The 18,069-nt window shown below is 70.3% G+C and carries 18 protein-coding genes and 3 pseudogenes; 5 read left to right on the plus strand and 16 right to left on the minus strand.

Translation table 11 applies throughout. The features are described 5' to 3' along the window. Positions 1 to 43 precede the first annotated feature (43 nt). Positions 44 to 1,273: a serine hydrolase domain-containing protein gene (locus ABZO29_RS09450; protein ID WP_367319691.1), complete on the plus strand. Its 1,230-nt coding sequence runs from the start codon at positions 44 to 46 to the stop codon at positions 1,271 to 1,273. A 4-nt stretch (positions 1,274 to 1,277) separates the two neighbouring features. Here ABZO29_RS09450 and ABZO29_RS09455 read toward each other — a convergent pair. The 3 genes and pseudogenes from ABZO29_RS09455 to ribA form a co-directional block, all read right to left on the minus strand. After that, positions 1,278 to 1,475, minus strand: a pseudogene (locus ABZO29_RS09455) (saccharopine dehydrogenase); the annotation flags it as partial. Beyond that, positions 1,467 to 1,842 (minus strand): annotated as a pseudogene (locus ABZO29_RS09460) (saccharopine dehydrogenase); the annotation flags it as partial. The pseudogenes ABZO29_RS09460 and ABZO29_RS09455, both read right to left, overlap by 9 nt. A gap of 80 nt (positions 1,843 to 1,922) precedes the next feature. Further along, the gene (gene ribA, locus ABZO29_RS09465) at positions 1,923 to 2,582 is read right to left on the minus strand and encodes a GTP cyclohydrolase II (protein ID WP_367319692.1); all 660 of its coding nucleotides are present in this window, start codon (positions 2,580 to 2,582) and stop codon (positions 1,923 to 1,925) included. A 38-nt stretch (positions 2,583 to 2,620) separates the two neighbouring features. Between ribA and ABZO29_RS09470 the strand changes: the two genes are divergently transcribed. After that, complete coding sequence (locus ABZO29_RS09470) at positions 2,621 to 3,400, plus strand: creatininase family protein (protein WP_367319693.1); 780 nt, start codon at positions 2,621 to 2,623, stop codon at positions 3,398 to 3,400. Between the two features lie 101 nt (positions 3,401 to 3,501). On the opposite strand, the pseudogene ABZO29_RS09475 reads toward ABZO29_RS09470, so the two are convergent. The 5 genes and pseudogenes from ABZO29_RS09475 to ABZO29_RS09495 form a co-directional block, all read right to left on the minus strand. Beyond that, a pseudogene (locus tag ABZO29_RS09475) lies at positions 3,502 to 4,584 on the minus strand (YbhN family protein); the annotation flags it as partial. After that, on the minus strand, positions 4,581 to 5,519 hold the full coding sequence (locus ABZO29_RS09480; RefSeq protein ID WP_367319694.1) for a class I SAM-dependent methyltransferase: 939 nt from the start codon (positions 5,517 to 5,519) through the stop codon (positions 4,581 to 4,583). The pseudogene ABZO29_RS09475 and the gene ABZO29_RS09480, both read right to left, overlap by 4 nt. 77 nt (positions 5,520 to 5,596) lie before the next feature. Next, positions 5,597 to 6,781, minus strand: a complete 1,185-nt coding sequence (locus tag ABZO29_RS09485) for a glycosyltransferase family 4 protein (protein ID WP_367326091.1) — start codon at positions 6,779 to 6,781, stop codon at positions 5,597 to 5,599. A 29-nt stretch (positions 6,782 to 6,810) separates the two neighbouring features. Next, positions 6,811 to 7,209, minus strand: a complete 399-nt coding sequence (locus tag ABZO29_RS09490; protein WP_367319695.1) for a 6-pyruvoyl tetrahydropterin synthase family protein — start codon at positions 7,207 to 7,209, stop codon at positions 6,811 to 6,813. A gap of 116 nt (positions 7,210 to 7,325) precedes the next feature. Continuing rightward, on the minus strand, positions 7,326 to 8,345 hold the full coding sequence (locus ABZO29_RS09495) for an NAD(P)-binding protein (protein WP_367319696.1): 1,020 nt from the start codon (positions 8,343 to 8,345) through the stop codon (positions 7,326 to 7,328). A 107-nt stretch (positions 8,346 to 8,452) separates the two neighbouring features. On the opposite strand from ABZO29_RS09495, the gene ABZO29_RS09500 reads away from it, so the two are divergent. Then, on the plus strand, positions 8,453 to 9,235 hold the full coding sequence (locus ABZO29_RS09500; RefSeq protein WP_367319697.1) for a CDP-alcohol phosphatidyltransferase family protein: 783 nt from the start codon (positions 8,453 to 8,455) through the stop codon (positions 9,233 to 9,235). Positions 9,236 to 9,299: 64 nt separating this feature from the next. Here the strand turns inward: ABZO29_RS09500 and ABZO29_RS09505 are convergent, their stop codons facing one another. From ABZO29_RS09505 to ABZO29_RS09530, 6 genes are all read right to left on the minus strand, one after another. Beyond that, complete coding sequence (locus ABZO29_RS09505; RefSeq protein WP_367319698.1) at positions 9,300 to 9,557, minus strand: hypothetical protein; 258 nt, start codon at positions 9,555 to 9,557, stop codon at positions 9,300 to 9,302. 62 nt (positions 9,558 to 9,619) lie between these two features. Continuing rightward, positions 9,620 to 9,973 (minus strand): DUF6247 family protein, encoded by a 354-nt coding sequence (locus tag ABZO29_RS09510; protein WP_367319699.1) that lies wholly within the window; start codon positions 9,971 to 9,973, stop codon positions 9,620 to 9,622. Between the two features lie 171 nt (positions 9,974 to 10,144). After that, positions 10,145 to 10,609 (minus strand): hypothetical protein, encoded by a 465-nt coding sequence (locus ABZO29_RS09515; protein WP_367319700.1) that lies wholly within the window; start codon positions 10,607 to 10,609, stop codon positions 10,145 to 10,147. A 65-nt stretch (positions 10,610 to 10,674) separates the two neighbouring features. Beyond that, positions 10,675 to 12,135: a hypothetical protein gene (locus tag ABZO29_RS09520; RefSeq protein ID WP_367319701.1), complete on the minus strand. Its 1,461-nt coding sequence runs from the start codon at positions 12,133 to 12,135 to the stop codon at positions 10,675 to 10,677. 19 nt (positions 12,136 to 12,154) lie between these two features. Beyond that, a complete protein-coding gene (locus ABZO29_RS09525) occupies positions 12,155 to 12,640 on the minus strand; it encodes a hypothetical protein (protein WP_367319702.1) in 486 nt (161 codons plus the stop codon). Between the two features lie 581 nt (positions 12,641 to 13,221). Beyond that, positions 13,222 to 13,581: a hypothetical protein gene (locus tag ABZO29_RS09530; protein WP_367319703.1), complete on the minus strand. Its 360-nt coding sequence runs from the start codon at positions 13,579 to 13,581 to the stop codon at positions 13,222 to 13,224. Here ABZO29_RS09530 and ABZO29_RS09535 point away from each other — a divergent pair. Beyond that, on the plus strand, positions 13,580 to 15,682 hold the full coding sequence (locus ABZO29_RS09535; RefSeq protein ID WP_367319704.1) for an AAA family ATPase: 2,103 nt from the start codon (positions 13,580 to 13,582) through the stop codon (positions 15,680 to 15,682). The two genes, ABZO29_RS09530 and ABZO29_RS09535, sit on opposite strands and share 2 nt — an antisense overlap. Then, a complete protein-coding gene (locus ABZO29_RS09540; protein WP_367319705.1) occupies positions 15,675 to 16,913 on the plus strand; it encodes an McrC family protein in 1,239 nt (412 codons plus the stop codon). Before ABZO29_RS09535 ends, ABZO29_RS09540 begins: the two co-directional genes overlap by 8 nt. 504 nt (positions 16,914 to 17,417) lie before the next feature. Here the strand turns inward: ABZO29_RS09540 and ABZO29_RS09545 are convergent. Continuing rightward, positions 17,418 to 17,672, minus strand: a complete 255-nt coding sequence (locus ABZO29_RS09545) for a Txe/YoeB family addiction module toxin (protein ID WP_367319706.1) — start codon at positions 17,670 to 17,672, stop codon at positions 17,418 to 17,420. After that, positions 17,669 to 17,944, minus strand: a complete 276-nt coding sequence (locus ABZO29_RS09550) for a type II toxin-antitoxin system Phd/YefM family antitoxin (RefSeq protein WP_367326092.1) — start codon at positions 17,942 to 17,944, stop codon at positions 17,669 to 17,671. Before ABZO29_RS09550 ends, ABZO29_RS09545 begins: the two co-directional genes overlap by 4 nt. Between the last annotated feature and the right edge of the window lie 125 nt (positions 17,945 to 18,069).

The following is an 18,069-nucleotide window of genomic DNA, read 5'->3' on the forward strand; positions in this document are numbered from 1 at the left end:
GGTATGCCGGTCGCACCTCGATGGACGCGACGGAGGATGAGCAATGGCACAGCTGCGACAGGACGTCGACCCGAGCGAGGTCGGGCTGGATGGGAAGGCGCTGGACCGCCTCGACCAGCATTTCGCGCACTATGTCGACGAAGGGCGCCTGCCGGGCTACCTCGTGGCGGTCTCCCGTGGCGGCCGGGTCGCCCATCTCACGACGCACGGCCGGCGCGACGTGGCGGCCGGGCTCCCCGTCGAGCCGGACACCCTGTGGCGCATCTACTCCATGACCAAGCCGGTCACCTCGGTCGCCGCCCTGATGCTGGTCGAGGAGGGCAGGCTGTCGCTCGACGATCCCGTAGCCCGTCATCTGCCGTCCTTCGCGGACGCCCGGGTGTACGTCGACGGCTCCGGCACCACCATGACAACCCGCCCGGCCGAGCAGCCGATCCTGGTCCGCCATCTGCTCACCCACACCGCGGGCCTGACCTTCGCCTTCTACCACTGCCATCCCGTCGACGCCGCCTACCGCGCGGCGGGTCTGGAGTCCGCGGTGCTGCCGGGCACGGACCTGGCCGAGACCGTCGAGGCGTACGCGAGGCTGCCGCTGCAGTACGAGCCGGGGACGCAGTGGAACTACTCGGTGGCGACCAACGTCCTCGGCCGGGTCATCGAGGTGGTCTCCGGGCAGCCGCTCGACGTGTTCTTCGCCGAGCGGATCTTCGGCCCGCTCGGCATGACGGACGCCGGGTTCTGTGTGACGGACGTGCAGGCCGAGCGGCTCTCCGAGCTGTACGGGGAGACCGAGGACGGCGGCATCGAGCCGATCGCCGGCCTGCCCCTGCACGGCCGCCCCCGTTTCCTGTCCGGCAGCGGCGGCATGGTGGCGAGCGCCCACGACATGCACCGCTTCATGGAGCTGCTGCGACGCCGCGGCGAACTCGACGGCACCCGCCTGCTCAGGCCCCGGACCGTGGAGCTGATGACCAGGAACCATCTCCCCGGCGGCGCCGACCTGCGGGCCTTCGGCAGCCGCCCCGCCCACGACGAACCCGGCAACGAGGGAGTCGGCTTCGGCCTGGGCGTCTCCGTGGTGATCGACCCGGAGCGCACCCAGGCCCCTTCCGGCCTCGGCACCTACGGCTGGAGCGGGGTGGCGACCACGACGTTCTGGGTGGACCCGAGCCGCGATCTGACGGTTCAGTTCATGACGCAGGTCCGGCCGAAGAGATCGCTGAAGCTGTGGCCCGAACTCAAGCAGCTCGTCCACGAGTCGGTGTCCGACTGAGCCGTCACCTGTCGACACGCAGGGTGAACGGGATGCCCTCCTTGGCGACTTCGCCGCGCCGGTCCTCCGACCGCTCCGCCGTTTCGGCGGCGCGGTTCAGCCCCGGGGGCAGGGCGCCGTCGAGGATCTCGCGGACGCCGGGGGCGAGCGTGCGGGAGACGCAGCGGGCCATCGCGCTCCCCTCCGCGTTCGCCTCGAGGTCGGCTCCTGCCCCGGCGGCGAACCGCCGCAGCAGGACGGCCACTCCGGGCTGCTGCTTGTAGGCGTGCCCGAAGTAGACGTGCCGGTCCGTGAGTTCGCCGGGCTCGGCGGGACCTTTTTCACCAGGATGACGGGGGCGTCCTCCGGCGCCGACACCCGGGAGCCGGCGGGGGCGATCCGGCAGCCCGCCGCCCGGTATTCCTCTGCGGTATTCCTCTGCGGGGAAGATCCGCTGCGGTGAGTCCTCGACGGTCAGTGCCGCTCCGGCCTCGACGAGCCGCCGGGCGTCGGACGGCACGATCGGGGTGCGCCGCTCGGGTGGTGCGGATCTCGTGGCGCAGCCACAGATGGAGCTCCGTCGTACGCAGGTGACCTCCCGAGGGCCACGGGTCACGGAGGACTCCGCCGCCTCGCAGCCCGTCGGGCCGCGAGGAGACCGGATCTGCGGTCAGGACCAGTGCGCCACCGCGTCCAGATGGGGCAGGTGGTGGTCGAGGCGCTCCCGCTTGGTCCTGAGGTAGGTGATGTTGCTCTCGCACGGCGGTATCAGCAGCGGGACCTGCTCGGCGACCTGGATGCCGTTCTGCAGCAGCGCGTCGCGCTTGCGCGGGTTGTTGGACATCAGGCGTACGGACTGAACACCCAGGTCGCGAAGGATCTCCGCGGCGACGCCGTAGTCGCGGGCGTCGACCGGCAGACCGAGGGCGAGGTTCGCCTCGACGGTGTCCAGGCCCTCCGCCTGCAGGGCCATCGCCCGCAGCTTGGCCAGCAGGCCGATGCCCCGGCCCTCGTGTCCCCTCAAGTAGACGACGATGCCGCGTCCTTCGGCGACGACCGCACGCAGCGCCGAGGCCAGCTGGTCTCCGCACTCGCAGTGCTGGGAACCGAACGCGTCACCGGTGAGGCACTCCGAGTGCAGCCGGGTCAGGACGTCGTCGGTGCCGATTTCGCCGTAGACCAGGGCCACTTGTTCGTCCCCGCGGTCATGATCGAGGTAGCCCACCGCCTGGAATTTCCCGTACACGGTGGGAAGCGGGGCATTCACCACGCGTTCCACACCGGTGCGCTGTGGTGACTTCTTGCCGAGTACGCCAATTTTTTCTGTCATGATCTGGTTCCTAAGCAGAGATGAAAGGCCGTGAAAAGATGAGTGGTACGGGAATACGGTCGGCGGCGTACGGTCTGGTGCCGACGGACACTACGGAAGACGTACGGACGCGAGGTGCGGACGTCTCAACGCAGGTCGCGGTCCTTCCCGTCGGAAGCTTCGAGCAGCACGGTCCGTTCCTTCCGCTGGCGACCGACACACTGGTCGCCTGCGCCATCGCCCGGGAGATCGCCGCAGCGTACCCGGTGCACCTCCTTCCGCCGGTGACCATCGCCTGCTCGCACGAGCACGCTGCCTGGCCGGGAACCGTCAGCATCTCCTCCGTGACCCTTCACGCGGTGGTAGGGGACATCGCGGCGTCACTGCGCCGCTCGGGCGTCGAGGCCCTGGTGCTGGTCAACGCGCACGGCGGGAACTACGTCCTGGGCAATGCCGTGCAGGAGTCGTCGGCGCGCGGCGAGCGGATGGCGCTCTTCCCGGCCCCGGAGGACTGGGAGACGGCGCGGCAGCGGGCCGGGGTGTCGACCTCGCTGCTCACCGACATGCACGCGGGGGAAATCGAGACCTCCGTCCTGCTGCACGCTCATCCCGAATTGGTCCGTCCCGGCTATGAGTCCGCCGATTTCACCGCGGACGACCGACGTCATCTGCTCACCGTGGGGATGTCCGCCTATACCGATTCGGGCGTCATCGGCCGTCCCTCCCTCGGATCCGCGGAAAAGGGGAAGGAACTCCTGGCGAGCCTCGCCGATTCCTTCGGCGCGTATTTCTCGCTGCTGACTTCGGCCGACGGCACCCCGGAAAGCGGGCGCGGATAGTCGTCCGCGGCGTCCGGTTCCCGGGCGGTCACGGCGGGCCCGGAACCGGCGCGCAGGCCCGTGTACCAGCGGGCCACCAGCACGAGTGCGCCCGGCAGGGCGGCCACGAAGCTGAGCACGCCGTAAACGACGGCGACGGCCAGTCCGCTGCTCGCGCCGAGTCCGGCGGCGCCGAACGCCCAGGCGGTGACACCCTCCCGGGGCCCCCAGCCGCCGACGTTGAGGGGCAGACCCATGGCGAGCAGGGCGAGGACCGCCATCGGCAGCAGCGCGAGGACGGAGGCGCCGGAGCCGGCGACCCGTGCGGCGACCACGAACATCGCGATGTGCCCGGCGAGGACGACGACCGACGACACCGCGACGCCCGGCCCGTTGCGACGGGACAGCAGCCCCTCGCGCGCCTCGGCGAGCCCCGCCCGCAGCGCACGCCCGCGACGGGAGGCGGAGGGCGCGCGGTTCATCCGCAGGGCGAGGACCACGGCGACCGCGCCGACCGCGGCGAGGGCTGCGAGCGGAACGAAGTGCCGTACGTCCGCCATGACGGGTGAGGGCAGGACGAGCAGGACCGTTACTCCGGCGACGGCCAGCACGATCTGCCCCGCGGTGCGCTCGAGGACCACCGCGCGCACTCCGCGCCCGAGGTCGCCCTCGCTCTGCCCGTGCCGCACCGCCCGGTGCACATCGCCGAGGACACCGCCCGGCAGGGCCGCGTTCAGGAACAGCGCGCGGTAGTAGTCGGCGACCGCCGCCCCGAACGGCAGCCGGATCCGCAGCCCCCGGGCCACGAGCGCCCAGCGCCAGGCGCTGAACACGGTGGTGACGAGCCCGATCCCGAGCCCGGCGAGCAGCGTCACCAGGTCGATCCGGCGCAGTCCGTCCAGCAGGACGCCGGTGCCCATGCGCCACAGCAGGACGGCGAGGATGACGACACCGGCGGCCGTGCCGAAGTGGGTGCGCAGGGCACGGGAGTTGAGGACGGCGCGGAGGCGGGAGGTCTTCGGGGTGGCGTCCGGCCGGGGCCGGGACACGATCACACCGATGCGGTGCCCGGAGACGGCGGCTCCCGCGCGGAGCGGCGGGCGGGCCGGCCTGGCCGGCACGAGGTGCGCGGTCCCCTCGCCCCACACGAGCGGACCTGGGACGTCGTCCCCCGTCAGCCGCGCCCGCACCGTCTCCACGCTCATGACGCCCCGCCCGTCGGCCGGGCCAGCGCCAGCAGGTCGCTGTGGTGGACGGTGACGCGCAGCTCGCCCGCGGCGCAGGCCGCCAGGCGGCCCGCCAGGTACTTCTCGGCGCGGGGCCGCAGCTCGGGCCGCTGCTCGATCGCGGCGCCGACCCAGCCGCGCAGCCACTGGGCCGTCAGCGCGGACTCGTCGGGGCCGAGCCGCCAGGGGCTCGGGTGCACCTTGACCGTCGCGCCGCGCTCGGAGAAGGCCTCGCAGGCGACCGTGATCGCGTCGGGGCCGAGGAGGCCGGTGCGCCGCTGGTGGTCGTTGAAGGCCGCGGCGATCTCCGCGTCCATCGGGTCGCCGGGGGTGAGGTCGACGCGTCCGGCCACGGACAGCGTCAGCAGCGCCGGGCAGCCCGCGCCCGCGCAGGCGGCGGCGAGGGTCTCGACCTCCTCACGGGTGAGGACGTCCAGGAGCGCAGAGGCCGTCACCAGCGAGGCACCGGCCAGGGCGTCCGGGGTGAGGCGGGCGACGTCGCCGCGCCGCGTCTCGACCGTGACCCGGCTGCCGTCGGCGGCGGAGCGCGGAGAGGCGACGGCGGCGAAGTGCAGGAGGTAGGGGTCGCGGTCGTGCAGGATCCAGTGCTGGGCGCCGTCGAGGCGGGGAGCGAGCCAGCGTCCCATCGAGCCGGTGCCGCAGCCCAGGTCGTGGACGACCAGTCCGCCGGCCTTCCCGGGCAGGTTGGCGAGCCGGATGCGCAACGGATCCAGCAGGTCCACCGCCCGCGCGCCCGCGTCGGCGCTCTCCCGCAGTTCGAGCCACTCGGGGGCGTACCGCGGCGGCTCGTCGGAACCTGTGTCCCGCAGCCGTACGGTGGGGCGCTCCCCGGGGCCGGTGACCGGTCCGGCACCGGCGATGACGTCCTTCGATCCGCTTCCGGTGATGGTCATGCCGCTCCTGGGTCCCGGCTGTGCCGGAACGCCCCCGGTCGTCCGGGCCACGTCCGCCGGGGTCACCGTCGTCTTCCTCATGCCGCACTCCGGGGTTCGCTGGGGAGCCGGCTCAGGACACCGGCCAGGCTCTGGGCGGTGGTCGCCCAGCCGTTCAGGGCCGCTCGGCGGCCGCGTGCGGCGGCCTTGAGGCGACGCCGTACGTCCGCCTCGCCGAACCAGCCGCGCAGTTCGGCGGCCAGGGCCGCCGGGTCCTCCGGCGGGACGAGGATGCCGGGGACGCCGCCGTCGGGGGCGCGCCCGACCGCCTCGGGGAGACCGCCGACGTCCGTCGCGAGGACCGGGATGCCGCGGGCGAGGGCCTCGGTCACCGCCATGCCGTACGTCTCGGCGTACGAGGTCAGGACCATCAGGTCGGCCGCGGCGTAACTGGCGTCGAGTTCGGCGCCGGCCTGCGGTCCGGCCAGCTCCAGCCGGTCCTCGAGGCCGTACTTCCTTATCAGGCCGCGCAGATGGGCGACGTACTCCGGGTCCTGCCCGAGGCCGCCCACGCACACGCAGCTCCACGGCAGGTCGGTCACCGCGGCCAGCGCCTCGACCAGCCGGTGCTGGCCCTTGCGCGGGGTCACGGCGGCGACGCACAGCAGCCGCGACACGCCGTCCGTGCCGGAGGCGAGGGGCGCGATGTCCGCGCCGGGTGCGGCCGCGTGCACCCGCTCCGGGGCGAGCCCGTGGTGGGAGACGAGGCGGCGCACGGCCCACTCGCTGGTGCCGATCACGGCGGGGACCGCCCGCAGTACGGCACGCTCCTTGGCGTCCAGTTCGGCGGCCACCTCCGGAGCGAGTCCGCGCTCGTCGCCCAGCGGGAGGTGGACCAGGACGGCGAGCCGCAGCCGGTCCGCCTCCGGGACGACGATCTCGGGAACGCCGCAGGCGACGAGCCCGTCGAGGAGGACGACGGTGCCGTCCGGCAACTCGCGCAGGGTGCGCGCGAGTTCCGCACGGGCGGCGGCTCCCGGGCGGGGCCACGCTCCGTCCACGAGGTGCTTGTGCACCTGCCAGCCGAAGCCGGGCAGGTCCAGGCAGACACGCCGGTCGTAGGCGTTGCCGCCGCTCGGCGCGGCCGGGTCGTCGACGCCGCCCGGCATGACGAAGTGCACGGAGCGCAGGGACATGGGGATGATCTCGGCGTTCTTGAGCGCGGAGTGCTGCACGGGCACGTAGGCGAGGGACGCCTTCGGCACCGTCGGGACGTGCTGCACGGTCGGGGCCTTCTCCAGGGTCACGTCGGTCACAGCGCACGCTCGTAACTCGCCCAGGCGACGTGCGACTCGTGCAGGGTGACGGTGATGCCCGCGATGCCCCTGGCGCCCTCGCCCAGAGCGCCCTTGTGGATCCGCTCGGCGAGCCGGTCGGCGATCACCTTCGCCAGGAACTCCGTCGAGGTGTTGATCCCGGCGAAGTCGGGCTCGTTGTCGAGGTTTCTGTAGTTCAGCTCGCTGACCACGGCGCCGAGTTCCTGGGTGGCCAGCCCGATGTCCACGACGATGTTGTCGTCGTCCAGCTGTTCACGCCGGAACGTGGCGTCCACCAGGAACGTCGCTCCGTGCAGGCGCTGCGCGGGTCCGAAGACCTCGCCGCGGAAGCTGTGGGCGATCATGATGTGATCGCGGACGGTGACACTGAACAACGGACGACCCTCCAGGTGCGGCGCGTCTGGTCCTCCGGCTGAACCCTGCCGGGGGATGCCGTGTAGTACGGCTCTCCGCTTCCCCGTGTTCAGCCGTCCCTCACTCTTTTCTCAGGTCAGGCGCTCTTGTCGTACGGGATTGAACTGCTGCGTCGGTTGTTGTCTCCGTACCTGACGCGGTGACAGAGCGCGGGGATCTCCCCGGAGGCGAGTTTCGGCATCACCTCGGGCAGTTCCTCGAAGGCGCTCTCCCCCGTGACCAGGGCGTCGAGCGCCGGGTCGGCGAGCAGGTCGAGGGCGAGGGCGAGCCGGTCGGCGTAGGTACGGCTGGAGCGGCGGGCCGGGGAGACGGTGCCGACCTGGCTGCTGCGGATGACGAGCCGCCGCGAGTGGAACGCCTCCCCCAGCGGCAGGCTGACCTGCCGGTCGCCGTACCAGCTCAGTTCGAGGACCGTGCCTTCGGCGCTGAGCAGCTCCAGGGACCGGGCGAGGCCCTGCTCGGTGGCGCTGGCGTGCACGACGAGGTCGCACTCGCCCAGGGCGTCCTCCGGCAGGGCGAAGCCGACGCCGAGCGCCTCGGCGGTCTTGGCCCGTCCGGGATCGGCGTCGACCAGTTGCACGCGCACGCCGGGGAAGCGGGCCAGCAGGGCGGCCACCGAGCAGCCGACCATGCCGCCGCCGACCACGGCGATCCGGTCGCCGACCAGGGGTGCCGCGTCCCACAGCGCGTTGACGGCGGTCTCCACGGTGCCGGCGAGGACCGCCCGCTCGGCGGGCACGCTCGCGGGGACGGGCGTCACGGCGCTCACGGGGACGACGTAACGGGTCTGGTGCGGGTAGAGGCAGAAGACCGTACGTCCGACGAGATCGTCCGGCCCCTCCTCCACCACTCCCACGCTCAGGTAGCCGTACTTCACGGGCGCCGGAAAGTCGCCCTCCTGGAACGGCGCCCGCATGGCCGCGTGCTGGCTCTCCGGTACACCGCCGCGGAAGACGAGGGTCTCCGTCCCGCGGCTGACCCCGGACCACAGGGCGCGGACCAGCACCTCGCCCTCGGACGGGTCCGGAAGGGCGACCTCACGTATCTCGCCCTCACCCGGAGAGTTGAGCCAGAACGCACGTGCGGTGCGGTTCATCGGCGTCCTCCTGAACGATCCGGAAGTTGTTCACGTACCGAGGTGTGCACAGGCCGCGCACAGTACGCGGCGTTGATCGACTCTGTCACACGGCCGGAGGATCTGCGGTGGCCCTGAACAACACTTACGACGCAAGGCTGGTCCAGCAGGAGACCGCTGTGGGAGCGGGCGTGCAGATCCTGTTGCTGGCCCTGCTCGGCACGGCGATCGGCATGGGGCCGGCGGGCTGGCTGACCGGCCTCGTCTTCGCCATCGCCACCTGGGCCGTCCTCTCCCGGGCACTGCACCGCTCTCGGCTGCGCTCCTTCGGCCCGGCCAACCGGGTGACCCTCGGACGGGCGACGCTGGTCGGCGGGGTGACGGCACTGGTCGCGGACTCCTTCGAGAGCTCACCGCCGGTGACCCTGTTCGTCGTCCTGACGGCCGTGGCCCTGATCCTCGACGGCGTCGACGGCAAGGTCGCCCGCCGCACGGGCACCTCCACGGCCCTGGGCGCCCGGTTCGACATGGAGGTCGACGCCTTCCTGATCCTCGTGCTCAGCGTGTACGTCTCCATGCAGCTCGGCCCCTGGGTCCTGCTGATCGGCGGCATGCGCTACGCCTTCGTCGCCGCGGCCCGCGTGTGGCCGTGGCTCAACGCCCCGCTCCCGCCGAGCACGGCCCGCAAGACGGTGGCCGCGATGCAGGGCATCTGCCTGCTGCTGGCGGCGTCGAGCCTGCTGCCGTGGGTGGCGGGCTTCGGGGTGACGCTGCTGGCGCTGGGCCTGCTGGTGTGGTCGTTCGGACGGGACGTGCTGTGGCTGCTGCGGACATCCCGCGTCACCGAGGAGGCTCAGGCCCCGGTGGAGGAGCAGGCGGAGGAGCAGGTGCTGGAGCTGGTCGGGCGGTAGGCGGTCGGTCTACGGCGAAGGGTCCGGATCATCAGCGATCCGGGCCCTTCGTTTTCTTGTTCGGCTACGAGCGTGCGGCCCGCGTCCGTACGACGGCGAAGGCCGCGGCGGCCGGGCCGATCACGCACCCGTTCCAGACGATGTTGCAGACGTAGACGCACTCGTGTCGAGGGACCGCGAGGAACTGGATGAAGCCGCGTCCACCGAAGATGGGGAAATTCCTCAAGCCGCCAGGCTTGTCCTCCGGCCTGCTGCCCGCCGTTTCCGCGTCGATCCCAGGTGCGGCGAGTTCGGTCGCGATCCGCTCCACTTCAGCGATCACGCCGACAGGGAGCCCAGCGGTCAGCTACTCCTCGCTCGGGTTGTAGTCCCACTTCCAGTCGGTCACAGCCCGGACTCGGCCTCCGCGTCTGCGTGGATCTTCCTGATCTCTGCGATGGCGTCCGCCGGGTCCTCGACACCGGCGCTCACGACCTCCTCCAGGTGCCGCAGGCGTGCGGCCCGTGAGGGGTACCGCTGGATCGCGACGAACACACCCCACGTGTGGGCGAAGGTGCGCAGCGGCGCGAGGGACTGGCCTTGCTGAGCGCTGGTGGTCGCGTCGACGAGATCACGGACGAATGCCTGCATACGGCTCGGCGTCAGTCGTTCGACCGCGGCACGCAGTGCATCGGGGGTGAGGGCGGGCATGGGAATGAGTGGCTCACCGGCATGCGGCTCCACATGCGGTGCGGTCACGGTCGCGCTCCCGGTTCGGTCGTTGTCCGGCGGGTATCCGCGAGCCGGCTGTCCCGTTGGGCTCGACTCGAACGCCGCCCTGCACGGCCGCGACTTCCGCCTCACCGACGAGTGGGAACATCCCCAACTTCCCCATGGTACGAACCCACTTCCGTGCGCGGAAGCTTGCCTTCAGTCAACTCCCCGCAGATAAACGCGGCTGTTGCTGTCGTCCAGCCTGTGCACCGCGATGGCCAGAGAGTTCAAGTCACCGCTGCACGGGGCACAAACCTGCCCCTCCCGAACATTCGGCAGCGACTCGGGTTCGGGGAGTCCAAGGTGGGAGAAGGGCGTCATGGGCTTGACGAAGTTCTCGCGGGGCTTGTCGCGCTGCCTCAACTCTCTTTCAGGTCGTAGCTGTTCCACGAACGCGTCTGTCTCCGAGGAGGGGAGCGTGAAGGTGAGCAGCAACCCGTCGTCCTGGAACCCGTTTTGAAGTGCGGCACGGAGGTCGGTGGCCTTGACCGGGAGCTCGATGTTCATCTGCCGGCTGACGGTGGCGGGTGTGGCCTCGTCGTCCCATTGCGCAACATTCCCCGTCCTGTCGGCCGCGCCGGACTCGGCGGCTGAGCAGGCGGCGAGGGCCAGGCCGATCAAGCAGAGCACCGACACGCCGAGGGCCGGAATGACGCGCTTCGGGCGAGGCCGATGATGTGTCTCTGTCATCGGGCGTCCCCATTGCGCCCGGGATCGGTACGTGTTCCGTCGCGCCCCGGGTCCACGGGGTCGGGAAGGCTGCCGTTGGAACTGAGGTCGTGGTGTTGCACCGATCCGCTGCCTCGCATGTCGAACTCTCTGGCCAGACCCGTGGTGTGCAGCCGGGCCATGTCGGCGTCGGTCACCTCGGTCGGACCGATGGGGGTCTTCTTGCCTGGATCCCAGTTGTACCGGTCCCACACATTCACCTGGTAATCGAGACTGACCCGGGGCTCACCGTTCTCGCCGGGCACGACAGTGACCAGGCCTGTTGTGTTCGTCATGCCGCTTCCGACTGCCAAATACCAGTTGCGGTCACTGTGGGTGTAGCTCTGGGGCGGGGTTTCCACCGGGATGGACACTGGATTGCCCCCCGATTTCTCGAACGCGTCGAGAGCCTGCCGGCGCCACCTCTCCTTCTCGTCCGCGATGGAGTACTCCGCGGCCTGTCTGAGTGTCTCGTCGTCCGTGAGCATCCGGTCGACATCCAGGTTCACGGGGGTTCCGAGGCCACGGAGGTAGTGATCCATGTGGTACGCGGCATCGGTGTTCCCGACGAAGTCGCCCGCGTTGGACATGGCCGTGGCCTGCGCTTGGATCCAGTGGTCGTGTGCGGTGGGGGACTCGATGTCGTACGCGCCCGCTCCTCGGTCCGCGGCCATGCGCTTCGACTGAGGCGTGAGAATCCCGGCAGCGAGGAGATCGTCCTTCTGGTTCGCCCACATCTCACCGCGCGCCCGAGGGCTCAGCGACTGCCACAGCCGGCGCAGCTCGGCCCGCTGCTTGTCGTTCGCGTCCTCGCCGAGTGAGGCAAGCTTCATCGCACGCGGCAGCTGGTCCTCGTCGAGCGAGGTGTACGAGGCGTGGCCGGCGTTGTGCGAGTCGCCGCCATGTGACTTCCTCAAGGCCCGGGTGACCGCGGCGTCGATCTCGGCGGCATGGGCGACCAGGCCGGTGAGGGTGTCGGCGTACCACTGCATCCTGTCCTTGGTCCGCTGTGAGGTTCCCTTCGCATCGCACACCGTCTCGATCACCTTCACCGTCCCGTTCTCACCGTCCATCACCAGCAGGCCGTGGTCCGGGTCGGGGGTACGGTCCGGATTCCCTCTGCGGGCCTCCTCGGTCAGGTGCTTCGCCCGTTTCTGGACCTGCAAGAGCTCGGTGTACGCGTCGGCGAGCACGTTACAGATGCTTTGTGCCTCCGTGTGGAGATCCTCGCACTCCTTGGCGGTGCTGCGTACGAAGTCCCTTGTGACGGTGGCGTTGACACCCTGCCAGCGGGCGCCCTCGGACTTCTTCAGGAGTCCGTCTCTGACGTCGGTCTGGAGCTTTGCGAGCTGGCTGACCATCGTCTTCCAGTCGGTGGTCGCGGTCTCCAGCCTGGCGAGGTCCAGTGCGACGAGATCGGAATAGGTGAAAGTGCCCATGGGATGCCCCGCCTCCCTGTCACTTCACGTACTTGGAGATCTCGGAAACCGGCATGGCGGTTCCGTCCCGACCGCGCATGGTGGCCGCGATCGCCGCGTCTTCGCTGGCGTGCATCTTCTTCGAGTAGTCCAGGTGGTTCGAGATGTGTGCGCACATCTGCAGGACGGTCTTGACCTGCGAGTCCCAGACCGACAGCGTGGTGTACAGCTCGCCGCCCATGGTCAGGTTGCGGTCCGAGAATTCTTTGGCCGCCCGCGCAGTCGAGCCCTCCCCGTTCTTGTCGGCGCCCGCGCTCACCATGTCGGCCTTCCTGCGCAGCTCGGCATGGAGCAGGAATGCCTCATGGCCGACCGCCCCGAGGTCGTCCTGCGTGACGACGAGGTCCGGACCGGCCGCACCACCCGACCCACCGGATCCCGCTTCGAGCTGATTGAGCCGCATCCCCGTGGACTGCCGCTGCCTGGCCTCCGAGACCAGCTGCACCCATTCCTCGTTGAACGTCATCGTCCCCCCACTCCGATCAGCAACGTTGCGCGCAACGTTAGCAACAGGGTTGAGTGCCAACAGAGTTGCTGCAGGCCGCTGCATCCAGCGCTCCCGGTGCTCCCAGGGTCTTCACAGGGCGTGTATCGGAATCGGAGTACCGTCCGCCTCGAGTGCCCGTACGCTGACGCGGCGTAACCCGGCTACAAGGCATTGCAGCGTACGCCGAGGTATCAGCCGGGGCTGCTTCTCGTCACGCCCTCACCAGCTGTGGGCACTGGTGAAGTCCGGATCAGGCCGGTGCCGGCTCCCAGCCTGGACGGCATGCCGGTCACGATAGCCAGGGGTGCGGCCGCTCAGCGCACTGGCGGCTCCACCGCCGTATGACGCACGGTGACCTGGTCACCGTGGGCACTGGTGAAGTCCGGATCAGGCCGGTGCCGGCTCCCAGCCTGGACGGCATGCCGGTCACGATAGCCAGGGGTGCGGCCGCTCAGCGCACTGGCGGCTCCACCGCCGTATGACGCACGGTGACCTGGTCACGCGAACCGCGGGCGGGGCTCCGGGCCGGGCGAAGCCGCCGGGCCGAAGCCCCCGCACCGTCAGCCGTCCCACAGACCGGCCCGCGCCAGCAGGACGCGTAGCGCCTCCGGCTTCACCTTCTGCACCGACCGCACCTGGCCGAGCCAGGTGCCTGGAGCGCCTGCCGGGGCTCCCGGTGCTTCCGCCGGTGCGCCGGCCGGTGCGGGGCAGCCCTGGCCGAGCCTCAAGTCATCCCGACCCACGGGATTGCGATACAGCGCGTCTGTCGCCTTGGGAAGCAGGGTCACGTCGACTCGGTGGGAGAAGTCCGGGTCATCGGGATCCACATGTTGCCGGCCGCCCAAGCCGCATGCAGGCACTTGCTCAACCTTTCTACTGACATGGGCCGTTGTCGCCAGGTCGGGCATCATGGTCTGCATGACGGGTGGGGTGGATGTGCATGCGACGGCGAAGGAGTTCGACCGGAAGGCCGTGGCCGAGGTCGAGTTGACCGCCGAAAACGAACGCAAGCAGGTGCTGGAACTTTTTCCGCTCGAGGAGTGGGCGAAGCTGCCACTGGAGCGCTACGCACTCGGGCAGGCCGCACCGGCCGGGTCAGGGCCGACATACTGCCGGCTGCTGGAGTTCCTCACCCCCAACCTGGGCAGTATCAGGGGCGGTAGCGCCGCAAAGCACATCATGTACCACCACGTCTCCGGCGAGTGGCGGCTGGCCGCTCCCCTGCGCGGGATGGACCCGCAGGACGCCTGGGGAGAGCTGCGCGCGCAGTTCGTGCGGGCGTTCGACGTCGTGGCGGCAGGCGACTTCGACGCCGTGGACGACCTCGAGCTGCTGCGTTTCGGGCCGACGTTGGTAACGAAGTCCCTCGCGACCTACTTCCCCCAGCACTTCCTGCCCATCTACGCAGCAGAGCATCTGCGCAGGTTCGTCACCCTGCTCGGGGGCTCGGTGGGGGCCGACGCACCCGCCTGGCGCAGCAACCGCCGGCTGCTCGAACTCGTGTGGTCCCGCGAGGAGTTCGACGGCTGGACGGGGCAGGAGGTGATGCACTTCCTGTACGCGCACTTCGATCCGCGCCCCCGGCAGCGCACCATCTGGAAGATCGCCCCGGGTGAACGCGGCCGCCTGTGGGAGGAGTGCCGGGACCGCGGGTTGATCTGCGTCGGGTGGGACGAGCTCGGCGACCTCGGCCTGTACCAGAGCGACACGGATCTGAAGCAGGCCCTGGATACGTACTGGCCCCGCGGCAGCGGGGGCAGTCTGACCGTCGCCCGTCGACTGCTGGCCTTCCGTGACCTGGAAGAGGGCGATCGGGTCGTGGCCAACCGCGGAGTGGACGAGGTCCTGGCCACCGGCACGGTCAGCGGAAGCTACCGCTTCGATGCCGACCGTCCGGAGTTCCAGCATGTCGTTCCGGTGGCCTGGGACGTCTCCCACGCGCAGAAACTGTCGAAGCCCCAGCACGGCTGGCGGACAACCTTCGCCAAGGTCGACCCGTCCCTCTTCGCCAAGTTCGCCGCGCACCAGGCCGATTCCGACCCGGGCTCGGACCAGGCGCGGGAGGCCGCGCCGGTCGCGCTCCCCGAGGACGTACAAGCTGTACTGGACGCGCTTGACCGCAAGGGTCAGGTGATCCTGCACGGCCCGCCCGGCACCGGCAAGACCCGGCTCGCGCTCGGCGCCGCCCTCGCCCTGGCCGGCCGTGCGGACGTGCTCGGCGCCGACTCCAGCCGACGAGCCGAGTTCCAGGCCGAGTTGCTGCGCGGCGACTGTTTCCGGCTGGTCACCTTCCACCCCTCGTACGGGTACGAGGACTTCGTCGAAGGCTTCAAACCGGACCTGAGCACCACCGGCCCCGGGCTCACCCTCGCCCTCTCGGACGGCCTGTTCCACGCGCTGTGCAGCCACGCCTCCGCCCGGCCCGAGCAGACGTTCCTGCTGATCATCGACGAGATCAACCGCGGCGACCTGCCGCGGATCTTCGGCGAGCTGATCACCCTTCTCGAACTCGACAAGCGGAACCTTCCGGTCTCGCTGCCCATCAGCAAGCGATCCTTCTCCGTGCCGCCGAACATCCGGATCATCGGCACGATGAACACCGCCGACCGCAGCATCAGCCACCTGGACGCCGCGGTCCGCCGCCGCTTCGCCTTCCTGCCCGTCGGCCCCGACCCGGACGCCGTCTCCGGAACGGTCGGCCCGCTGGACCTGGCGGCGTTCTTCGAGTCCCTCAACACCCGTATCACCCGCCACCTCGACGCCGACCACCAGATCGGGCACGCCTACCTACTGCGCGACGGGGAGCCGATCGCCGCCGAGGAGGACCTCGCCGCGGCCTTCCACCACGAGGTGATCCCTCTCCTGGAGGACTACTGCCTCGGCCGGGCCGACCTGCTGCACCGCATCCTCGGCAGCCTGGTCGACAAGGACACGGGACGACCCGTGCTCATGTCGGCCCAGGATCTCGCGAACGCGCTGGCGACCGAGTTCACCAGCGGCACTCCGGGCCCCGATGCCTGACCCCACCGATATCCGGCTCGGCGAGTACGAGTCGGCCCGGCTGGGCAGCGAACAGCTCACCTCCCGGGACCTCGACCGCCTGCACGCCCTCCAGGCTCGCGGCTGCCTCACCCTGCACCCGGACCGCACCGGATGGCGTCTCAAGGCGGACGCGACCGTCGGCGTGCTGGTCCTGGACCGGGTCCGGCTGGTCATCACGCCCAAGTTCGCCATCCCGGGAGAGCAGCTGATGAGCTGGCTCGCCTACGCGCTCGGCTCCCCCGTCCCGACGACGGCCAGGCGCTGGAGCACGGGCCCCGACGGTTACGCCGGCCTCGTGGCCGCCGCCCTGCTCGAAGAGTGCGAGAAGCTCGTCCGGGAAGGCCTGCGCCGTGACTACGTCCGCCGCCAGAGCCTCGAACCGGTTCTGCGAGGACGCCTGGACGTCGCCGCGCAGGCCACCCGCCGCTACGGCCAGCTGGACCAGCTGCATGTCCGCACCTTCGACCGGGAGACGGACATCTGGGACAACCGCGTCCTCGGGACCGCGCTGAAGGCCGCGCTCACCATGACCACCGACTCCGAGCTGGCCCGCGACCTGCACGGGAACGTAGGCGCGTTCCCACAGGCCACCACCCCGGCCGCCGCCCTGCGCACCCTCGACCGCACCCGGTACACACGCCTCAACGCCCGTTACCGCCCGGCCCACGCCTGGGCCCGCCTGCTACTGCGCGGCGGAGGCGTGACCGACCTGCTCACCGACCACGGCGCCACCGCGGGCGGGCTCCTGCTGACCATGCCCGCGCTCTGGGAAGCCGTGGTCCGGCGCCTCACCACCGAGGCCGCAGCCCCGCACGGCGGCCACCCCGTCACCAGCAGCGGCGGGACCGGCATCACCGTCCGCGGGGATCTCGGCAACACCTCCACGTTCCGGCCGGACGTCCTGCTCAGCCTGCCCGGCCGGGTCACGACACACCGCGTACTGCTGCCGATCGATGCCAAGTACAAGCGCTACGACCGCCACGGCGTCAGCGCAGGAGATGTCCACCAACTCCTCACCTACAGCACCGGATACACCCCCGCCGACGCCCTGAGCGCGGTGATCGTCCATCCCCGGCCCGGCGGGTACGCCCAACGCACCCTCCGGGTCCACAGCCCTCAGGGCGGCCTTGGCGTCATACACGTTCTCGGCATCGACACCCATGCCCCTCCGGAGCGAGCGACCGCGTGGATCGGGTCGGCGCTGTGGTGAACCGCCACGCGAGGATCCCTCGAAGGGCCGCGTCAGAGTGCATGCGCAGTGCGGCCGATGCGGGGTCGGTGACGGAGCGAGTGCTCGGCGGGCTGCCGTGCCGCATGAGCAAGCCAGATGATGCGAAAGCCACACCGCGCACGTACCGTACGTGCTGCGGAACTTGTCCAACCTCGACCGCAGCGCCCGCCGCGCAGCCTGGCGGATGATCCGCCGGGAGGAGGGGCTGGACGACGTATGACCGACTCGGGGCCCGGCACTACGCCGGGCCCCCGACCGGCGAACGTCCCTCAGTACGAGGCTGGCCAGGATGACCGCGTAAGGCGCTCTCAGCCGGAGAACCTCTTCGCGAGGCCCCGGTGCCGTTCCGCGTCCTTGGCCACCTGGTCGCTGGTGATGTTCATGCCGGGCATCCAGCCCAGGCGGTCGACGTACCGAAAAATCGCGAGCCCGCCGCTCGGGCGGTGGGCTCGCGATCATCCAATCCACATGAGACAGGCCGTTTTAGTAGTGATACCGGGCCTGGGCGATCTCTACGGCCTCATCCTTCACGCGGTAGACGAGGCGGTGTTCGTCCGTGATCCTCCGGGACCACCATCCAGAGAGGTTCTCTTTGAGCGGTTCCGGCTTACCCGCTCCCTCGAACGGCGTCCGCTGGATTTCCTTGATCAGCCGGTTGATCCTCTTGAGGATTTTCGGATCGGCCGTCGCCCAGAACGTGTACTGGTCCCACGCACGGCCGGAGAACACGACCTTCACGCGGCGGGCCCCTCTTCGTTCTCCGTCTCGATCAGTTCTCGGGCCTGCCCGTGGCCGGCGTCGAGTTCCGCGATGGACTCCATGAGGATCTGCGCGTTACGCGGCGACCGGAGCAAGTAGACGGTCTCCTGCCAAGACCGGAAGTCCTCGGCCGACATGATCACAATGTCGCCGTGTTCGCGAGAGGTGACCTCTATCGGTTCGTGATCTTCGTTGACCTGCCGGATCAGCGGGTAGAAGCGCTGCCGGGCCTCGTTCGCCGAGATGGACACGTTGACCTCCGAGTGACAGCGCAGCCAGTCGTACGGCAATACCGTACCAGTCTGATGCATGCTGAGCGCGGTCAGCGCCCGGCCGCCCCTGTGGAGCCCGTCGGCGCGGCTCGTTGTCACGGGCG

It is taken from the genome of Streptomyces sp. HUAS ZL42 (assembly GCF_040782645.1).
Lineage (GTDB): Bacteria > Actinomycetota > Actinomycetes > Streptomycetales > Streptomycetaceae > Streptomyces.

Excerpts from the sequence above, each read along its gene's own strand:
- ABZO29_RS09450 (WP_367319691.1), top strand. The coding sequence starts at position 44 with ATGGCACAGCTGCGACAGGACGTCGACCCGAGCGAGGTCGGGCTGGAT.
- ABZO29_RS09535 (WP_367319704.1), top strand. The coding sequence starts at position 13,580 with ATGACGGGTGGGGTGGATGTGCATGCGACGGCGAAGGAGTTCGACCGG.
- ABZO29_RS09530 (WP_367319703.1), bottom strand. The coding sequence starts at position 13,581 with ATGCAGACCATGATGCCCGACCTGGCGACAACGGCCCATGTCAGTAGA.
- ABZO29_RS09525 (WP_367319702.1), bottom strand. The coding sequence starts at position 12,640 with ATGACGTTCAACGAGGAATGGGTGCAGCTGGTCTCGGAGGCCAGGCAG.
- ABZO29_RS09470 (WP_367319693.1), top strand. The coding sequence starts at position 2,621 with ATGAGTGGTACGGGAATACGGTCGGCGGCGTACGGTCTGGTGCCGACG.
- ABZO29_RS09480 (WP_367319694.1), bottom strand. The coding sequence starts at position 5,519 with ATGACCATCACCGGAAGCGGATCGAAGGACGTCATCGCCGGTGCCGGA.
- ribA (WP_367319692.1), bottom strand. The coding sequence starts at position 2,582 with ATGACAGAAAAAATTGGCGTACTCGGCAAGAAGTCACCACAGCGCACC.
- ABZO29_RS09540 (WP_367319705.1), top strand. The coding sequence starts at position 15,675 with ATGCCTGACCCCACCGATATCCGGCTCGGCGAGTACGAGTCGGCCCGG.
- ABZO29_RS09495 (WP_367319696.1), bottom strand. The coding sequence starts at position 8,345 with ATGAACCGCACCGCACGTGCGTTCTGGCTCAACTCTCCGGGTGAGGGC.
- ABZO29_RS09520 (WP_367319701.1), bottom strand. The coding sequence starts at position 12,135 with ATGGGCACTTTCACCTATTCCGATCTCGTCGCACTGGACCTCGCCAGG.